A 16,259-nucleotide genomic window follows, 5' to 3' on the forward strand; every position below is an offset into this window, starting at 1 on the left:
TTGATAAGCCCCCACTGCATGGACCATACCGTGGACCAGACCGCCGATCTCACCGCCCATTTCACCTATACCCCGGCCCAGCTGAGCGAGATGGCCAGCGATGTGCTGCGTGTGGCACGCGAGCTCGGTGCCACCGATGCCGCTACCGAGATTTCCGAGGGCGGCGGGTTGTCGGTCACCGTGCGCAAGGGCAAGGTCGAGACCATCGAGCAGAACCGCGACAAGGTGGTCGGTGTCACCGTAATGATCGGCAAGCGGCGCGGCAATGCCAGCACTTCCGATTTCTCCCCGTCGGCGCTGCGCGCAACCGTGGAGGCGGCCTACAACATCGCCCGCTTCACCGCCGAGGACGATTGCGCCGGGCTGGCCGAGGAAGAACTGCTGGAGCACGCGCCACGAGACCTGGAGCTGTTCCATCCCTGGGCCCTGGATGCCGAGGAAGCGATCGAGATCGCGCGCCGCGCCGAGGCGGCTGCCTTTGCCGTGTCGCCACGCATCCGCAACAGCGACGGCGCAAGCGTCTCGGCCCAGCACTCGCAGTTCATGCTGGCCACCTCGCGCGGCTTCATGGGCGGCTATCCGTATTCGCGCCATTTCATTTCCTGCGCACCGATCGCCGGCAGCGGCGGCGCCATGCAGCGCGACGACTGGTATTCCTCCAAGCGCTCGCCGCAGGCCCTGGCGGTGCCCGAGGAGATCGGCCGCTACGCCGCCGAGCGTGCCCTGGCGCGCCTGCATGCGCGCAAGCTGAGCACGCGCCGCTGTCCGGTGCTGTTCGAGGCACCGCTGGCGGCGGGGCTGCTGGGCGCTTTCGTGCAGGCGGTCTCGGGCGGCGCGCTGTACCGCAAGTCGACCTTCCTGTACGACTCGCTGGGCAAGGCGGTATTCGCGCCGCACGTGCAGATCCATGAACGGCCCCATGTGCCGGGTGCGATGGGCAGCGCCCCCTTCGACGAGGAAGGCGTGCGCACGCGTGCCCGCGACGTGGTGCGCGACGGCGTGGTGGAGGGCTACTTCCTCTCCACCTACTCGGCGCGCAAGCTCGGCATGCAGACCACCGGCAACGCGGGCGGCTCGCACAACCTGACGCTCAGCAGCTCGCTGACGGCGCCCGGCGACGACTTCGCCGCGATGCTGGCCAAGATGGGTACCGGCCTGCTGGTGACCGAACTGATGGGGCAGGGCGTCAACTACGTGACCGGCGACTACTCCCGCGGCGCCTCCGGCTATTGGGTCGAGAACGGCGTGATCCAGTATCCGGTGGAAGAGATCACGATCGCCGGCAGCCTGAACGATATGTTCCGCCAGATCGCCGCGGTGGGCGCCGACGTCCTGGTGCGCGGCACCAAGGAGACCGGCTCCATCCTGATCGAGCAGATGACGATCGCCGGTAACTGAAGCGGCGGCCGGCCCAAGCCGGCTTGCCACCGGGCATCAAGCAGAACGGGCGCCTTGGCGCCCGTTCTGCTTGATGCCGGCGCGCTTTGCGCGCCGGCCTGGCCATGCTTCCCCCGGCTATGCCTCGCCCGACGGCGGGCGCTCATAGACGACGAAGGCGTAATCGAAGCCGTTGGCTTCGCTGCGGTGCGTTTCGCGCGAGACTTCCAGCCAGCGCGAACGGTCGATCGCCGGGAAATGCGCGTCGCCTTCCACGTCGGCGTCGATCTCGGTGACCACCAGCCGGTCGGCGCTGGGCAGCGCCTCCGCATAGAGCTGGGCGCCGCCGATCAGGAATATCTGTTCGGCGCCCACGCACAGCCGCTGCGCCTCTTCCAGCGAGGTTGCCACCTCGGCACCGGCCAGCTGCAGCGCCGGGTTGCGGCTGACGACGATGTTGCGGCGGCCCGGCAGCGGGCGCCCGATCGAATCCCAGGTCTTGCGGCCCATGACCACCGGTGCGCCCATGGTGGTGCGCTTGAAGTGGGCCAGGTCCTCCGGCAGGCGCCAGGGCAGGGCATTGTCGCGGCCGATCACGCCGTTGCGGGCCTTGGCCACGATCAGGGTCAGCAGTGTCATACGGCCACCGGTGCCTTGATCGCTGCGTGCGACTGATAGCCTTCCAGCGAGAAGTCCTCGTAGCGGTAGTCGAAGATGCTGTCCGGCTTGCGCGCGATCTGCAGGCGCGGCAGCGGCAGCGGCGCGCGCGCCAGCTGGGTGCGCACCTGTTCCATGTGGTTGCTGTAGAGGTGGCAGTCGCCGCCGGTCCAGATAAAGTCGCCCACCTCGAGACCGGTCTGCTGCGCCATCATGTGGGTCAGCAGCGCGTAGCTGGCGATATTGAAGGGCACGCCGAGGAAGATGTCCGCGCTGCGCTGGTAGAGCTGGCAGGACAGCCGGCCGTCTGCCACGTAGAACTGGAAGAAGGCGTGGCAGGGCGGCAGTTTCATGCGCGGGATGTCCGCCACGTTCCAGGCGGAGACGATCAGCCGGCGCGAATCGGGATTGGCGCGGATCTGCGCCACCAGCTCGGTGATCTGGTCGATGTGACGGCCGTCCGGGGCCGGCCACGAGCGCCATTGAGAACCGTAGACCGGGCCGAGCTCGCCGTTTTCGTCGGCCCATTCGTCCCAGATGGTGACGCCGTTCTCCTGCAGGTAGCGCACATTGGTCGACCCCTGCAGGAACCACAGCAGTTCATGGATGATGGACTTCAGGTGCAGCTTCTTGGTGGTCACCACCGGGAAGCCTTCGCGCAGGTCGAAGCGCATCTGGTAGCCAAAGACCGAGCGCGTGCCGGTGCCGGTGCGATCGGCCTTGTCGGTGCCATGCTCGTACACATGGCGCATGAAGTCGAGATACTGTTTCATCGGCGCGGGCGCTGGGGTTGCGGATTTGGGGGGGGGGCGGACAGGGTGTCCACGCAAGCCCCGCATTTTATCCCAAGCGGCTGCTCGACATGGCCGGCGGCCGGCGCGCGCGGCCGCCGGTGCCGCCTCAGTTGCCGACGGGTTCGGGGGCCTGCGCCTGGCGTTTCTTGGCCAGGTAGCCGCCGCCCAGCACGCCGCCGATGATCAGCGCATACAGGCCCCACAGCGCCACCGGGTTGGCCTCGAAGAAGGCCTTGGCCAGCGGCTCGCCCGAGACCATCTTGGCCGCGGTGAAGGCCAGCACGCCGGCGCCGGCATAGATGACGGCCGGGAAGCGCGCCATCAGCTTGAGCACCAGGCCCGAGCCCCAGACCACGATGGGGATGCTGATCAGCAGGCCCAGCACCACCAGCAGGAAGCTGCCGTGTGCGGCGCCAGCCACGGCCAGCACGTTGTCCACGCCCATCACCGCGTCGGCGATGATGATGGTCTTCATCGCGCCGAACAGGGTGGTGGCGCCGGCGCCGTGTTCGTCGCCGTCACCGTCCTCGGCCAGCAGCTTGTAGGCGATCCACACCAGCGCCAGGCCGCCGACCAGCATCAGGCCCGGGATCTTCAGCAGCCAGACCACGCCGATGGTCATGGCCGAGCGCACCACCACGGCGCCGACCGTGCCCCATACGATGGCTTTCTTCTGCAGGTGCGGGGGCAGGTTGCGCGCGGCCAGCGCGATGACGATCGCGTTATCGCCCGCGAGTACCAGGTCGATGACGACGATGGACGCCAGCGCCGTCAGGAACTGCATGGTGAACAGGTCGGTAAACCACTCCATTTTCGACTCCTCAAGTACGAATAGCTGCGTTGGATACGCCTGGAGTCATGAAGCTGGGGAGGAATGACCGCCTTTGCGAACCATGAAGCCAGGTTGCAAAGGTCTTGCTCGACGCCGGCCGGTTCGGTGGGCGAACCGTGAAGGCGTCAGCACAACCGGGGACACTGTCCCGGAATGACGATTGTGCTAAGGGCATGGCCCCGGAGCTACTCCCCTTTGAAGGGACGTGGCCGCCATGTCGTGGCGGCTACGCTGGGCAGCATTATAAACGAACGTCCTGGCTTGTGGCGGCGCAGGAATGAGGGTTTTACCCAGGTTTTTGGCCAGATGCCAGCACATGGCGGCAAGTTGGCGTCCGATTCGTGACGGGTTCCGCATGGCGGGCAGTGCAGGCCTGGCCGCCTCTTGCGCTGCCTCCGGGGTGCGCAGCCGCCGCCTGGCACCTATGCTTGTTGGGTCGGGCCGCGGCCGGGCGGCCCCGAGCCCGCCCCGGGGGCCGACGGGTTCGCACGTGCCGTATCCCACAATAAGGAACGATGACATGCCGGCTGCACCCACACCGCTCCACCTTTCGCGCCGCTCTCCCCGCGGTGCCCAACCCGACGAGCGCGCCGAACGCGATGGCAGGCAGCTGGACGATGCCGCCACCGTGCCGGAGGCCGCGCGCGGGCGCCTGCTGGCGCTGGCCAATGGCCGCGACGGCTATCAGGAGCCGCTACGGCGGGATGGCCCCGTCTTCGTGCAGCAGTACCGCGAGGACGACGGCGCCCTGCGCGAGGAAGTCATTGCCGGCCTCGGCCGCAGGCAGGCCAGTCTCAGTCCCAAGTTGTTCTACGACGTGCTCGGCTCGCGCCTGTTCGAGGCGATCACCGCGCTCGACGAGTATTACCCGACGCGCACCGAGGCATCGATCTTCCGAACCTGTGCCGTGCCGATCGCGGCGCGCGCCGGCAGCGGCTGCGTGCTGGTCGACCTCGGCGCGGGCAACTGCCAGAAAGCCGCGGGCCTGTTCGCCAGCCTGCGGCCGGCGCAATACGTGGCGCTGGATATCTCAGTCGAATTCCTGCGGGACACGCTGGATTGCCTGCAGCAGCAGTATCCGCAGATTCCGATGCTCGGCCTCGGCGCCGACCTGTGCGGGGAACTGGTGCTGCCCGAGGAAGTGGCGCGGGGCCGCCGGCTGTTCTTCTATCCGGGGTCGAGCATCGGCAATTTCGCCCCGGAAGCCGCGGTGGCCTTGCTGCGGCGGCTGCGTGCCCAGGCACATGCCGGCGACGGCCTGCTGATCGGCGTCGATCTGGTCAAGGACGAGGAGGTGCTGTGTGCTGCCTATGACGACGCGCTGGGCGTGACCGCTGCCTTCAACCGCAACGTGCTGCGCCACGTGAACGGCATCCTGGGCAGCGACTTTGCGCTGCCCGATTGGCGCCACGTGGCTGGCTTCGAGCGCGGCGGCTCGCGCATCCAGATGCATCTCGAGGCCGTGCGCGATCTCACCGTGCGCTGGGCGGGCGGCGCGCGCTCCTTTGCCGCCGGGGAGCGCATCCACACCGAAGACTCGTACAAGTTCCAGCCGGAAGCCTTCGCCCGCATGCTGGAATCCGCCGGCTTCCAGGATCCGGTCTGCTGGACCGATGCGCGCGGCTGGTTCGCGGTCTTCCACGCGCGGGCCTGAACCGCGCGCCGGCGGCAGCGGTGTCATAATGCGCGGCACCCGGCCACGCGCCAGCCGCGCCGGGCCGATTCCAACTTCTGTGGCAGGGCAAGAGGATGAGCGGCTTCTCGATGCTTCCCGATCTGCATTTCACCGGCGGCAAGTCTGCCTGGGCCGACGCGCGGCGGCTGCCGCGCGAGGCGCTCGCGCAGGCGCTCGTCGAGACGCGCAACCGCACCCTGGCGTGGCTGGCCATCTTCGGCCAGACGCGGCGCGGCTGGGATGTGCCGCGCCAGTACGATGCCGATCCGCCGCTGTGGACGCTGGGGCATATCGCCTGGCATGCAGAGTGGTGGTGCCTGCGCGAGGCGCGCACGATCGAACGCGGAGAGGCGCGCCTGCTGGTGGCCGGCCGCGCCTCGCTGCTGGATGGCGCCGACGAGTGGTTCGACCCGGAACGCATCGGCCCGGACGAGCGCTGGGAAGTCACGCTGCCGGATGTCTCGGTGGTCAAGCGCTACGCCGCGGATGTGCTCGACGGGGTGCTGAGCCGGCTGGCGCTCTTGCCCGATGACGGCGATGCCACGCTCTATCCCATGCGGCGTGCCCTGTTTCACGAAGACGCGCAGGGCGAAGGCATTGCGGCGCTGCTGCAGGCACTGGGCGTGGCGCCGGCCGGTGCGGCGGGCGGTACGCCGGCCGCCACGGTGCCGGCGCTGCGGGCGGGCACGCTGCAGTTCCCCGGCGGGCGATTCACCCAAGGCTGGAGCGAGGCCGACGGCTTCGCCTTGCCCGACGAGTTGCCGCCCCAGCCGACCTATGTGCCGGCCTTCGAGATGGATGCGGTGCCCGTCAGCAATGCCCAGTATCTTGAATTCGTCGAGGATGGCGGTTATGACCATCCGGCCTGGTGGTCGGCCTCGGGCTGCCAGTGGCTGATGTCGCAGGAGCGTTCGGCGCCGCGCTACTGGTCTCGCCACCCGCAGTCGCGGGCCTGGATGGTCGAGCGTTTCGGTACCCTGCGCACGCTCAATCCGGATGAGCCGGTGCGCCACGTCAGCCTGTTCGAGGCGCAGGCCTGGTGCGCCTGGGCGGGGCGCCGGCTGCCCGCCGAGGCGGAGTGGGAGCGGGCTGCCGCGCAGAGCCGCGGCATGGCCTGGGGCATGGTGCGGGAATGGACCGCCACCCCCTACGAGCCCTACGCCGGCTTCGTCGCCCAGCCCGCCGACGCGGGGATGACCAGCTTGTTCGGCATCTGCCAGGCGGTGCGCGGCTGTTCCTTCGTCAGCCCGGGGCGCCAGCGTCATCCGCGTGCACGAACGGCCCTGCTGCCGGAGACGGACCTGGCCTTCGTCGGCTTCCGCAGCTGCGCGCTCTGAATGCGTCGCCGGCGGGCGCGGGGGGGGGCACAGTACGCCTGCGCTCCGTCTCGAAGGCGCGCTCCTCGTCACTGCGGGAAACGTGTCAACCTTATTCAGGGCGGGCCAGAGGCATGAAAAAAGCACCCCGAGGGGTGCTTTTTCATTGCCGCTTCAGGCTGGGCGCCGCTCAGCGCTCGTAGCGGTTGCGGCCGGCCGGACGCTGGCCGCCGAAGCCGCCGCGCTTGTTGTCGCCGAAGTCACGGTTGCCGAAGCCACGGCTCTCGCCGCCGAAGCTGCGTTCGCCACCATTGCGGTCGCCGAAGCTACGGTCGCCGAAGCTGCGGTTGCCGTCGCGATTGCCGCCGCGGTAGCCGCCTTCGCCGCGTGCCTGGCCCTGGCCCTGGCCGCGGTAGCCGCCTTCGCCGCCCTCACGCGGACCGAAGCCGCGACCCTCGCCACCGCCGAAGCCGCCACGATTGCCGAAGCCACGGTTGTCGCCGTCGCCGAAGCGGCGCTCGCCGAAGTTGCGCTCACCGGTGTTGCGCTCGCCGGTATTGCGGTCACCGAAGCTGCGGTCGCCAAAGTTGCGGTCGCCGAAACCGCGGCCGCTGCCCTGGCCACCCTGGCCGCCACGGTAGCCGGGCTTGCCGCGGAAGTCACCGCGGCCGCCGCCTGGCTTGCCGCCGAAGCCGCTGCGCGGCTTCGGCGTGCGGCGCGGTTCCAGGCCTTCGATCACGGAGGCGTCGATGCGCTGGTTGGTGAAGCGCTCGATGCGACGCCACTGGAACATATCGCCATGGTTGACCAGGTTGATGGCGATACCCGAGCGGCCGGCACGGCCGGTGCGGCCGATGCGGTGCACGTAGTCCTCGGCCTGCTTGGGCAGGTCGAAGTTGACCACGTGGGTGATGTCGGGCACGTCGATACCGCGCGCGGCCACGTCGGTGGCTACCAGCACGCGCAGGTTGCCGCGGCGCAGTGCCGTCAGCGTGCGGTTGCGCGCGCCCTGGGTCATGTCGCCGTGCAGGGCGCCGGCGGCGAAGCCGGTGTCGGACAGGCGCTCGGCCAGCGAGTCGGCATCGCGCTTGGTGGCGGTGAAGACAATGGCTTGCTTCAGGTCCGCGGCGCGCAGCAGGTGATCGAGCAGGCGTTCCTTGTGCGACATGTCGTCGGTGAAGTGCAGGCGCTGCTCGATATGGCTCTGGTCCATGCGTGCCGCGGCGATCTCGATGCGCTGCGGGTCACGCAGCTGGCGCGAGGCGAGCTGCGCGATGCGGGCATCCAGCGTGGCCGAGAACATCAGCGTCTGGCGGCTGGCCGGGGTCGCGGCGACGATGGCGTCGATGTCATCGGCGAAACCCATGTCGAGCATGCGGTCGGCTTCGTCGAAGACCAGCATGTCGAGCGCGGACAGGTCGATGCGGCCGGCGTCGATGTGGTCGAGCAGGCGGCCCGGCGTGGCCACCAGGATGTCAGGCATCTTGGCCAGCATGGCCAGTTGCTTGGGGTAGGGCATGCCGCCCAGGATGCTGGCGCAGACGATGCGGCGCAGGTGGCGGCCGTACTTGGCGGCGGCCTCGGTCACCTGCAGCGCCAGTTCGCGCGTGGGCGTCAGCACCAGCAGCGCGGGCTGGGCCGGCGACGGACGGGGGCGGCGACCCTTGATGCGCTTGACCGGCTCCTCGGCACGCGGACGGTTCGGCGCGGGCTTCTCGCTGATGCGCTGGATGGCGGGCAGCATGAAGGCCGCCGTCTTGCCGGAGCCGGTCTGGCTGGAGACCAGCAGGTCACGGCCGGCGAGGAAGGCGGGGATGGCCTGCGCCTGCACCGGCGTGGGCGAGGTGTAGTTCTGGTCGGCCAGGGCGCGCAGGATGGCGGCATCGAGGCCGAGCGAGGCAAAGCCGCTCAGTTCGGTTTCGGTGGCCGCGGCGGCGCCGTCGTGCTCGCCGTTCAGCATCGCGTCGAGCTTGTCGAGCGGGCTGGACGTGGCAATGGCGTCGGCGGCGGGGGCAATAGCTTGCTCCGCACGGGTATCGTGCTGGGTCATGTCGTAATCATCAAAGTGCAAGGCACCCCGGTGAATGGAAGGTTCCGGGGCGGGCGCAGTGCAAAGTCTTAAAAAGGCTTCGGCGCCAATCGGTGAGGCCGTTACGACAGACGCAGCTGACGGTACGGCGGCAGGCAGGGGCGGCAGACCAACTGGCTGGCGGGTCCCTGGCAGGCAAGCGGCCCGGAGGGCTGCTCAACAGGATCGGAGACGAGGCGACGTCGGGTGAGAAAAGCGTTCTGTCCGGCAGTCTTCGCCGTGGAGGCGGTTAGGCGGGAGGCAGAGCTGGAGAGCCGGGAGGCGGTTCCGATGCGGGATCGGGGAGCGCTGGAAAGCTCACAGTGCGAACTCACGGCGCGGATTATAGCAGAAATCCTGGAGAATGCTGCGCTGCGAAAAAGTGACAATTGGTGACGGCAGCCTGCCCCCTCCCGTCCGGGCGGCGTTGGCATCCTGCAGCGGCAGACCTATACTGGGTTTGCCCGGCCCCATCGGGGCTGGCTCGGAGGTGGACATAGAGAAGTCTGACGACCTTCTGCAGCATCTGCCTGCTGCTTGCCGTCGGCATGACGATTCGTATCGCCACTGCCAGGTTTCCCGCGACTGTCCGGGTGGTCCGGATGGGCGTCCGCGTGATGGGCGGAATCATGGGTAGCCTGCTGGCGTGAAGCGCGAACCGGAATGCTGCCGGTATTGACCCAGGAGGTCCGGTCCCGTCCACGTCCAGCCCGCCAGGATATTGGCGGGCTTTTCATTGGTGGAACGCCAGTATCCTGAGTCGCGATTGCGTTGACCAGGTCCGCCCTGAGTCCGTCGATGGGCCGCGCGATGCGTCGTCGCGCAGGCCGGATTCGGTCTGCCAGGCCGGCGTGGCCAGTTCGGCGGGCGCCGTGACGGCCAGGCGTGAACGGGCCGGTTCTGCCGTCAGCATTGGCCAGAGCGGCGCGGCATCATCCGGAAACCGTTCGTCGATTGCCGCCACATTGCGCGCCGCGGCGAAAAACTCGCCCTGCTGCAGGTGCTGCTCCGCCTCGATCTTGAGCTTGTCCTGCCAGCGCGTGGCGCAGGCCGACACCAGTACGGCCGCGACGAGCGCGAGCACGGCGACCGCCGCGCATCTTGCCTGCGTTCTTACCCTGTGGAACATGATGTTTTTCTTGTTGTCCTGCTGATCAGTCGCGGCCCCTGCGGGCGGCCGCAGCCGTCTCCGCAGCAGAGGGTTTGCAGGCCGGCGCGCAAGCATAGTCTGCTATACTCCGCGCCTGCTTCCCGACCGGACTCCAGGTGCCATGCGGTGCCATGTGCCAACGGCCGGCAAGCCGTCCGGAGTGGATCTTCCGCACCGGTCGTGCCGGCTGCTTTGCATGTCCCGGGATAGTACAGTACCTTCCGGGTCGCGGGCCCATGGTGCACAGCGCGCTGCACCGGCCGGCAAGCTGTTTCCTGTCCGCTCGCCGTAGTTCAATGGATAGAACGAGCGCCTCCTAAGCGCTAGATACAGGTTCGATTCCTGTCGGCGGGACCACCCCACATCGCAGGCGGTGGTTCCCAACATCCAAACAGTTCCGCTCCACTTCTGACTTGCGCCTTGCCTTGTAAGGCGGGCGCCAGGCGGGCGCCGTCATGGCCGCGTCGCCAGTCCCGGCAGCCGTACTCCCGACCATTGCCACGACCACAAGCCATCCCGGCGCAGTTCGACCACGATGCGCTCGCCATCCGCGCGCGTGGCGGAGGCGTCGACACGGTCCCAGGCACGGTAGGAAACGTCGTAGCGCAGCGATTCGCGCGCTGGCCGCGTGGCCTGGCCGTCGTCGGGCGTGACGGCGGGGCCGGGTTGCGCAGGCGGTTCGGTCGGCGCTCCGGCTTCGCCCCGTGCCATCAGGGCCATCGCGCCGGCGGGCGAAACCATGGCATCGATCACCGTGCCGACCATCGCCATGCCAAGCAGGCGGCCCACGCCTGCCAGCGGAGCCTCGCTGGCCCCGGACAGGCCCAGGCGTTGCTGCAGGGAGAGCAGGGCCTGGGCTTTCAGGCTTTCGCGCAGGGCGGGGTAGTCGACGTAGCGGGAGAAGGCTTGCGCATCGTGTGCCTTGATGGCGGCGTGCATCTGGCGCAGGGTCCAATAGGGGCTGGCGTAGCTGCTTGCCAGCGCGGTGACGAGCAGCGCGAGCGTGCCGAGTGCGGTCTTGCGTTTCATGGGGTTCCCTGGTCCGGCCCTGGTGGCCGTATCCGCGGCGATGTGTCCGGAGCCCTCACGCGGCGCGCGCCACGACGTCGAGCACGCGGCGGCCGCAGTGGGTCAGGCGCGGGCGGCGCGAGCTGCCGGTGTCGCGCTCGAGGCTGACCAGCTTGCGGTCGACCAGCGTCTGCAGGTCGACAGGGTTGAGCTGCCGATGGTCGTGCGTGCTGTCGACGATCATCAGCGCGGCGAGTTCATGTGCACTGAGCATGGCTGTCTCCTGGGCGGGGCGCTGCCGGAGCTCGCGCCGAAAAGACGGAAAAGACGGAAAAGACAGGAAGGGGGTCTGGCGGGCAGGAAGGCCAGGCGGCGGATGTTGCTGCGCGGGGCCCTCGCTGCCGGCGACAGGGTTTACTGTCGCTGCGCCGCTTTGGCAAAGCAACGCCGAATACACTTGCTTACATGGGTGGGGACTTTGTCACGTGTGTTTCCGCGCCGTGTACGGCGGGACGTGTCCGCCGCGCAACGGCACGCCGGCTTCCAGGTCCAATTCAATGAGCAGGCGCGCCGGGCCTGTGTCTTGCTTAGGTGACAAGGCCCGCCGGGAGCGGCGCCTTTGCCGGGCCGATGTCCCGCTTCCGGTGCGACAGCCTGCCAAGGAAGACAAGATGAAGCCTGTTTCCCATCCGCCCCACACACATGTGCCGCATCATGGTGCGCGCTATTACTTTGCCCTGGCCGCCGGCCTGACCCTGCCGGCCCTGGCTTACCTGCTGTGGGCGTTCGTGAAGACGCACTAGGCGCGGCTGCGTCGCCGGGCCGTGCGCGCCTTCATTCGAGGTAGGCGTGCCGTGCCGGATGGCGCGGCTCGGCCACGAACTGTGCGCTCAGCAGATCGTCGCGCGGGTGCACCAGCGGCGTCTCGATGCGCAGCAGCGGGACCAGCGTGCCTTCCAGGCGGGCGGTATTGAAGGGGCGCGATTCGAGGCGGAGTTCCGGGGCGCTGGCGTGCCGCGGCCAGACCAGTAGCGGCACGGCATGCCCGGCCGGACGCCCGGGCGCGTGCCCGGCGAAGTTGCGCGAATGACCGACCTCCTGGCCATGGTCCGAGGTATAGAGCAGGGCCGCCTCGCCACGCGGCTGGCGGCGCAGGGATTCGAGCATGCGGCCGAGCAGCGCGTCGTGGTAGTGCAGGGCACGATCGTAGTGCCGGCGCGCCAGGCGGATCCAGGGCCAGCGGCCCTGGTCGGCAAGCTGGCGGTCGATCTCGTCGGGTGCGGCGAACGGTTCCCACTCGGCCGGATAGCGCATATCGTAGTGCGGGTGCGCGCCGAGCATATGGATCACGATGAACTTGCGCGGGGCGGGATCGGCCAGGGCCGCGTCGAGCATGGGCAGCAGGGACTCGTCGAGGCTTTCCGCGTCGCGCCCGTCCTGGTCGCGGTTGGCTTGCCGGCGCACTTCGGCCTCGCCGGCGTAGCGCGTCCACAGGTAGCTGTCGGCCTGGTTGCTCAGCCAGTAGGTCTTGTAGCCGGCCAGCCGCGCCAGCGCGGTGACGCCCGGCCCGCGGCTGTCGTCCGGACCCAGTGTGAGCATGGCCCGCATGGCGGGCACCGTGGTGCCGGCGCCCGAGGTCACGGCATCGAACACCAGCAGTTCGTCGCGCAGCGCGGCCAGCCGCGGGGAGGTGGCGCGGTCGTAGCCATAGATCTGCCAGTTCTCGCGATTGATGCTCTCTCCCACCACCAGCACCACCGTGCGCCGTTCCGGGCCTGTGTAGCGGAACGGCTGTGCTGCGAGCCACTGCCCTGCGCTGTGCTGGCGTGCCTGCATGCCGGCCAGTTCGGCCTGCCAGGCGCGGTATTTTGCCACCGCCCTGGCCCAGCCGAAGATGGGGTTCTTCTCCCTCGCGGTCGGATTGAAGTGGGCGGCCACGAACAGGGCCAGCGGCACGCACGCCGCCGGCCGCCAGCCGTGCGCGCGTGGACGCCCCAGCCGCCAGCAGGCCAGGTAGAGCAGCGGCAGCATGGCGATGACGCCGCCCGTCCATCCCAGCGGCAGGGCGCGCAGGAATTCGCCGGCCTCGTCGCGGTTGGTGTTGCCGAGCGCGGTCAGCACGGCGGGGGAGTCGGACGAGAGTCCGTAGGCGCCTTGCAGGAAGGCTTCCAGGCCGGCGTCGGCCAGCAGCAGCCCATACCAGGCCATGGCCGGCATGCGCGCCCATGCACTGGCGGGGAGCAGTCGCGTCATCAGCAGCGACAAGGCCAGCATCAGCACGGTCTTGCCGGCGTCCCGCCAGGGGACACCGCATTCCAGCAGCAGGGCGGCGCAGGCGCCTAGCAGCGCGCAGCCGGACAGCAGCGAAACCTGGGCAGCGGGCAGTGTGGCGCGCTGGTGCGGGGGCGGGACCTGATGCATCGGGGGCTCTGCGTGCTTGTCGGGTTATGTCTGGCGAGGGCGAGGGCATGCCGGCGCCGGTCCGCTTCCTCGGCGGCGGCCGGCATTTTGCCAGCCGCTTGCTGTCAACCTGCTTTCGGATGGCAATTCTCTCGGAAAGTTCTTAATCCAGTCGTCCGAGGATGAAGTGCTAGGATGGAATCACGGCGCGGAGATGGAGATGGCAAGCGACACGATGGAATACAAGGGCCATGTGGTCCACGTCTTCTGCGACCAGATCCGGGACGGCTCCTACCTGGCTTCCTGCGAGATCTGGGAGGACGCGGCCATCGTGCAGGAGACGCGCTCGGTGGGGCGGGAGCATGCGAGCGCGCAGGCGGCGAGGGACGCGGCCTACGCCTGGGCAATGCGCTGGATCGACGCCAATAGCTGAAGTGCCGCTAATGCCGCCGCCGATGATCTCGTCTTGGCCGGGATGTTCGTGCGGGACGGGCGTGGGGCATGCCGCCGGTGAGAAAGACGGCCCCCGGGAGGGGGCCGTGGAAGGGAAATTGGGCGTGGATGACCGGCCCAGGCGCAATCTTCGCGCGGCGAGCAGCGTACCGCACCTGGATCAGCCGCAGCTTTCGGGGGATGATCCAGCTTGCAGCCTGTGGTGTTTTATGCTCTCGTGCGCCCGGCCCCAGGCGGGATGCACCGGAACTGGCTGGCTCAGTGCGTTTGCATCTTCGAGAAGAGCTGGATCACCGCGACGCCGGCGACGATCAGCCCGATACCGAGCCAGGCCGCCAGGTCCGGCAACTGGCGGTACAGCACGCTGGCGATCAACGTGACCAGGACGATGCCTGCGCCGCACCAGATTGCGTAGGCGATACCCACCGGCATGGTCTTCATCACCTGCATCAGCAGGAAGAAGGCCGATACGTAGCCCGCCACGACGAGCACGCTGGGGAGCAGCCGGGTGAAATCCTGCGAGGCCTTCAGGCTGCTGGTGGCGATCACTTCGGCCACGATGGCGAGGGCCAGGAGCAAGTAGCTGTTCATTGTTCCACGGTCTGGAATCGTGCCGGCGGGATGCCGGCAACGTCGCCCGACATGATAAATGGCGCGGTGCCTGGGGCCATGACCAGTCCCGGCGCGTTGTGGCGGAAAGGGCGGCGATGGCGCGGCGGGTGTGGCTTCGGTCCAACTTCCCGCGCTATCGCCTTCCCCACCTTGGTGTGGAAACCTTCGCTACCGGTGGTTCGCGCAGCGTCGCGACCGCGCGCTGCGGCATGTGCTGCCCCAGACGCCCAACGGGCACTCGATCGGCGAGATCGGCGCCGCCGCGCCGGAGCCGGCTCAGTCCGGCTCAGTCCGGCTCAGCCCGGCTCTCGCTGGCGCAGCACCAGCAGCGCCAGCATGCCGCCCACCACGCCCCAGAACGCCGAGCCGATGCCCGCCAGCGTCATACCGGAAGCCGTGATCATGAAGGTCAGCAAGGCCGGCTCCCGCTCCTGCGCCGACTGCATGGCTACCGTCAGCCCATTGGCGATCGAACCGAGCAGGGCGAAGGCGGCCAGCGCCACCACCAGCGCCTTGGGGAAGGCGGCGAACAGCGCCGCGATGCTGGCCGCCAGCACACCCGCCACCAGGTAGCCGAAGCCGCACACCACCGCGGCCGTATAACGCCGCTCGCGGTCGGGGTCGGCCTGGACGCCGGTACAGATGGCGGCGGTGATGGCGGCCAGGTTGATGCCGTGGGAGCCGAACGGGGCGAGCAAGGCCGAAGCCAGGCCGGTCACGGTGATCAGCGGCGAGGCCTTCACCTGGTAGCCGTCGGCGCGCAGGACGGCCAGGCCCGGGATGTTCTGCGAGGCGAGGGCGACGATGAAGAGCGGGATGGCGATGCTGATGCAGGCCTGCAGCGAGAATGCCGGCGTGGTCCAGACCGGCTGCGCGACGGCGAAGCGGAAGCCCTCGAAATGCAGCTGGCCGAGCGCGCCGGCCAGCGCCACGCCCACCAGCAGCACGCCGGGCACGGCATAGCGCGGCCACCAGCGCCGGCCCAGCAGGTAGGCGGCGAACATCGCCAGCAACAGTGCCGTCTGCTGCTGCGCCTGGACGAACACATCGACGCTGATGCGGAACAGGATGCCTGCCAGCAGGGCCGAGGCGATGCTGGCAGGCAACGCACGCATCAGCCGGTCGAACCAGCCGGTCAGGCCGGCGGCGGCCATCAGCAGCGCCGCGACCACGAAGGCGCCGATCGCCTCGGCATAGGGCGCGCCGGGCAGGCTGGCGATCAGCAGCGCAGCGCCCGGCGTCGACCAGGCGATGACGATGGGTACGCGCGTCAGCAGCGACAGGCCGATGGTGGTCACGCCCATGCCGATCGACAGCGCCCAGATCCAAGAGGCGATCTGCGCGGCGGACAGGTGGGCGGCCTGGCCGGCCTGGACCATCAGCACCAGCGAGCTGGTATAGCCGGTCAGCATGGCGACCAGCCCCGCGACCAGCGCGGAAACGGACAGGTCGGCGAAGCGGAGGGGGCGAGGGGGCATCGGATCAGGGCGTGCCGGCGGCAGGGCCGGCGCCGGCGGCGCAAGCGAAGGGTCCGCCATCTTCGCACGACTTGCGAAGCGGCTCCAGCGGCGCCCTGCGGGCGGTGGCGGCCGCTGCGGCATCCGCCGGCGGCCCCGGCAAGTCGGCCGACGCGCGAACGGTTCGGGTGGCTGACGGGGCTTTCCCTTACGGACTTTTCCGACTGGAGGGGGGCAGGGGGGCTTGCTATGCTCGACTTGTGCCTTGCGAGCATGGCACCGAGGAGAGACTCTTGGGCCCCCGGCGTGGGCCCATTTTTTTTTGCCTGGCGCCGGCGGGCGGCACCCGCGGGGCGCGGTGGGGCGCGGCGCTGCTGGCGTCGACTACAATGCGGCCTGCACCGTGCAGGCCCCGCGACGGACGGGGCAGGCGCGCCGATCCGGATTCTCTCTGACGTTT

15 protein-coding genes and 1 tRNA gene are annotated in these 16,259 nt (G+C 69.0%); 6 read left to right on the forward strand and 10 right to left on the reverse strand.

Annotated elements, in window-relative coordinates; all coding sequences use genetic code 11:
- The first annotated feature begins 18 nt into the window (after positions 1-18).
- Positions 19-1,398 carry a metalloprotease PmbA gene (gene pmbA / locus BKK79_RS16785; RefSeq protein ID WP_071014525.1) on the forward strand — a complete coding sequence of 460 codons (1,380 nt, stop codon included), beginning with the start codon at positions 19-21 and terminating at the stop codon, positions 1,396-1,398.
- 117 nt (positions 1,399-1,515) lie between these two features.
- Here pmbA and BKK79_RS16790 read toward each other — a convergent pair whose 3' ends face one another.
- The 3 genes from BKK79_RS16790 to BKK79_RS16800 all read right to left on the reverse strand — a co-directional run bounded on the left by BKK79_RS16790 (position 1,516) and on the right by BKK79_RS16800 (position 3,639).
- Complete coding sequence (locus BKK79_RS16790; protein WP_071014522.1) at positions 1,516-2,016, reverse strand: dihydrofolate reductase; 501 nt, start codon at positions 2,014-2,016, stop codon at positions 1,516-1,518.
- Positions 2,013-2,807 (reverse strand): thymidylate synthase, encoded by a 795-nt coding sequence (locus BKK79_RS16795; protein ID WP_071014519.1) that lies wholly within the window; start codon positions 2,805-2,807, stop codon positions 2,013-2,015. Before BKK79_RS16795 ends, BKK79_RS16790 begins: the two co-directional genes overlap by 4 nt.
- A 127-nt stretch (positions 2,808-2,934) precedes the next feature.
- Positions 2,935-3,639 (reverse strand): TerC family protein, encoded by a 705-nt coding sequence (locus tag BKK79_RS16800; protein WP_071038099.1) that lies wholly within the window; start codon positions 3,637-3,639, stop codon positions 2,935-2,937.
- A gap of 541 nt (positions 3,640-4,180) precedes the next feature.
- On the opposite strand from BKK79_RS16800, the gene egtD reads away from it, so the two are divergent.
- Together egtD and BKK79_RS16810 are read left to right on the forward strand one after the other, a co-directional pair.
- Entirely contained in the window at positions 4,181-5,314 is a 1,134-nt protein-coding gene (gene egtD, locus BKK79_RS16805) for an L-histidine N(alpha)-methyltransferase (RefSeq protein WP_071038100.1), read from the forward strand.
- A gap of 95 nt (positions 5,315-5,409) precedes the next feature.
- Positions 5,410-6,672 (forward strand): SUMF1/EgtB/PvdO family nonheme iron enzyme, encoded by a 1,263-nt coding sequence (locus tag BKK79_RS16810; RefSeq protein ID WP_071038101.1) that lies wholly within the window; start codon positions 5,410-5,412, stop codon positions 6,670-6,672.
- A gap of 169 nt (positions 6,673-6,841) precedes the next feature.
- On the opposite strand, the gene BKK79_RS16815 is transcribed toward BKK79_RS16810, so the two are convergent.
- Both BKK79_RS16815 and BKK79_RS16820 read right to left on the reverse strand, forming a co-directional pair.
- The gene (locus tag BKK79_RS16815; protein ID WP_071038102.1) at positions 6,842-8,701 is read right to left on the reverse strand and encodes a DEAD/DEAH box helicase; all 1,860 of its coding nucleotides are present in this window, start codon (positions 8,699-8,701) and stop codon (positions 6,842-6,844) included.
- A gap of 751 nt (positions 8,702-9,452) precedes the next feature.
- Positions 9,453-9,848, reverse strand: coding sequence for a hypothetical protein (locus BKK79_RS16820; protein WP_157128433.1), 396 nt, complete (start codon positions 9,846-9,848; stop codon positions 9,453-9,455).
- 303 nt (positions 9,849-10,151) lie between these two features.
- Here BKK79_RS16820 and BKK79_RS16825 point away from each other — a divergent pair.
- Positions 10,152-10,226, forward strand: a tRNA-Arg gene (locus BKK79_RS16825).
- Positions 10,227-10,322: 96 nt separating this feature from the next.
- Here the strand turns inward: BKK79_RS16825 and BKK79_RS16830 are convergent.
- Positions 10,323-10,898 (reverse strand): DUF2939 domain-containing protein, encoded by a 576-nt coding sequence (locus BKK79_RS16830; RefSeq protein WP_071038104.1) that lies wholly within the window; start codon positions 10,896-10,898, stop codon positions 10,323-10,325.
- Positions 10,899-10,953: 55 nt separating this feature from the next.
- On the reverse strand, positions 10,954-11,151 hold the full coding sequence (locus BKK79_RS16835; protein ID WP_071014500.1) for a hypothetical protein: 198 nt from the start codon (positions 11,149-11,151) through the stop codon (positions 10,954-10,956).
- Positions 11,152-11,548: 397 nt separating this feature from the next.
- Here BKK79_RS16835 and BKK79_RS41945 point away from each other — a divergent pair, with 397 nt between their 5' ends.
- On the forward strand, positions 11,549-11,680 hold the full coding sequence (locus BKK79_RS41945; protein WP_257786732.1) for a hypothetical protein: 132 nt from the start codon (positions 11,549-11,551) through the stop codon (positions 11,678-11,680).
- Between the two features lie 31 nt (positions 11,681-11,711).
- Here BKK79_RS41945 and BKK79_RS16840 read toward each other — a convergent pair whose 3' ends face one another.
- Positions 11,712-13,298 (reverse strand): phosphoethanolamine transferase, encoded by a 1,587-nt coding sequence (locus BKK79_RS16840; RefSeq protein ID WP_071038105.1) that lies wholly within the window; start codon positions 13,296-13,298, stop codon positions 11,712-11,714.
- Positions 13,299-13,497: 199 nt separating this feature from the next.
- On the opposite strand from BKK79_RS16840, the gene BKK79_RS16845 reads away from it, so the two are divergent.
- Positions 13,498-13,710 carry a hypothetical protein gene (locus BKK79_RS16845; protein WP_071038562.1) on the forward strand — a complete coding sequence of 71 codons (213 nt, stop codon included), beginning with the start codon at positions 13,498-13,500 and terminating at the stop codon, positions 13,708-13,710.
- A 278-nt stretch (positions 13,711-13,988) separates the two neighbouring features.
- Here BKK79_RS16845 and BKK79_RS16850 read toward each other — a convergent pair whose 3' ends face one another.
- Together BKK79_RS16850 and BKK79_RS16855 are read right to left on the reverse strand one after the other, a co-directional pair.
- On the reverse strand, positions 13,989-14,321 hold the full coding sequence (locus BKK79_RS16850; RefSeq protein WP_071014496.1) for a DMT family transporter: 333 nt from the start codon (positions 14,319-14,321) through the stop codon (positions 13,989-13,991).
- A 317-nt stretch (positions 14,322-14,638) separates the two neighbouring features.
- The gene (locus tag BKK79_RS16855; protein WP_071038563.1) at positions 14,639-15,820 is read right to left on the reverse strand and encodes a benzoate/H(+) symporter BenE family transporter; all 1,182 of its coding nucleotides are present in this window, start codon (positions 15,818-15,820) and stop codon (positions 14,639-14,641) included.
- Positions 15,821-16,259: the final 439 nt, after the last annotated feature.

The sequence above is a fragment of the Cupriavidus sp. USMAA2-4 genome (genome assembly GCF_001854305.1).
Classification (GTDB): domain Bacteria; phylum Pseudomonadota; class Gammaproteobacteria; order Burkholderiales; family Burkholderiaceae; genus Cupriavidus; species Cupriavidus malaysiensis.

What these genes read in the sequence shown, in the direction of transcription:
- pmbA (WP_071014525.1), top strand. Translation starts at nt 19, where the DNA reads ATGGACCATACCGTGGACCAGACCGCCGATCTCACCGCCCATTTCACC.
- BKK79_RS16790 (WP_071014522.1), bottom strand. Translation starts at nt 2,016, where the DNA reads ATGACACTGCTGACCCTGATCGTGGCCAAGGCCCGCAACGGCGTGATC.
- BKK79_RS16795 (WP_071014519.1), bottom strand. Translation starts at nt 2,807, where the DNA reads ATGAAACAGTATCTCGACTTCATGCGCCATGTGTACGAGCATGGCACC.
- BKK79_RS16800 (WP_071038099.1), bottom strand. Translation starts at nt 3,639, where the DNA reads ATGGAGTGGTTTACCGACCTGTTCACCATGCAGTTCCTGACGGCGCTG.
- egtD (WP_071038100.1), top strand. Translation starts at nt 4,181, where the DNA reads ATGCCGGCTGCACCCACACCGCTCCACCTTTCGCGCCGCTCTCCCCGC.
- BKK79_RS16810 (WP_071038101.1), top strand. Translation starts at nt 5,410, where the DNA reads ATGAGCGGCTTCTCGATGCTTCCCGATCTGCATTTCACCGGCGGCAAG.
- BKK79_RS16815 (WP_071038102.1), bottom strand. Translation starts at nt 8,701, where the DNA reads ATGACCCAGCACGATACCCGTGCGGAGCAAGCTATTGCCCCCGCCGCC.
- BKK79_RS16820 (WP_157128433.1), bottom strand. Translation starts at nt 9,848, where the DNA reads ATGTTCCACAGGGTAAGAACGCAGGCAAGATGCGCGGCGGTCGCCGTG.
- BKK79_RS16830 (WP_071038104.1), bottom strand. Translation starts at nt 10,898, where the DNA reads ATGAAACGCAAGACCGCACTCGGCACGCTCGCGCTGCTCGTCACCGCG.
- BKK79_RS16835 (WP_071014500.1), bottom strand. Translation starts at nt 11,151, where the DNA reads ATGCTCAGTGCACATGAACTCGCCGCGCTGATGATCGTCGACAGCACG.
- BKK79_RS41945 (WP_257786732.1), top strand. Translation starts at nt 11,549, where the DNA reads ATGAAGCCTGTTTCCCATCCGCCCCACACACATGTGCCGCATCATGGT.
- BKK79_RS16840 (WP_071038105.1), bottom strand. Translation starts at nt 13,298, where the DNA reads ATGCATCAGGTCCCGCCCCCGCACCAGCGCGCCACACTGCCCGCTGCC.
- BKK79_RS16845 (WP_071038562.1), top strand. Translation starts at nt 13,498, where the DNA reads ATGGCAAGCGACACGATGGAATACAAGGGCCATGTGGTCCACGTCTTC.
- BKK79_RS16850 (WP_071014496.1), bottom strand. Translation starts at nt 14,321, where the DNA reads ATGAACAGCTACTTGCTCCTGGCCCTCGCCATCGTGGCCGAAGTGATC.
- BKK79_RS16855 (WP_071038563.1), bottom strand. Translation starts at nt 15,820, where the DNA reads ATGCCCCCTCGCCCCCTCCGCTTCGCCGACCTGTCCGTTTCCGCGCTG.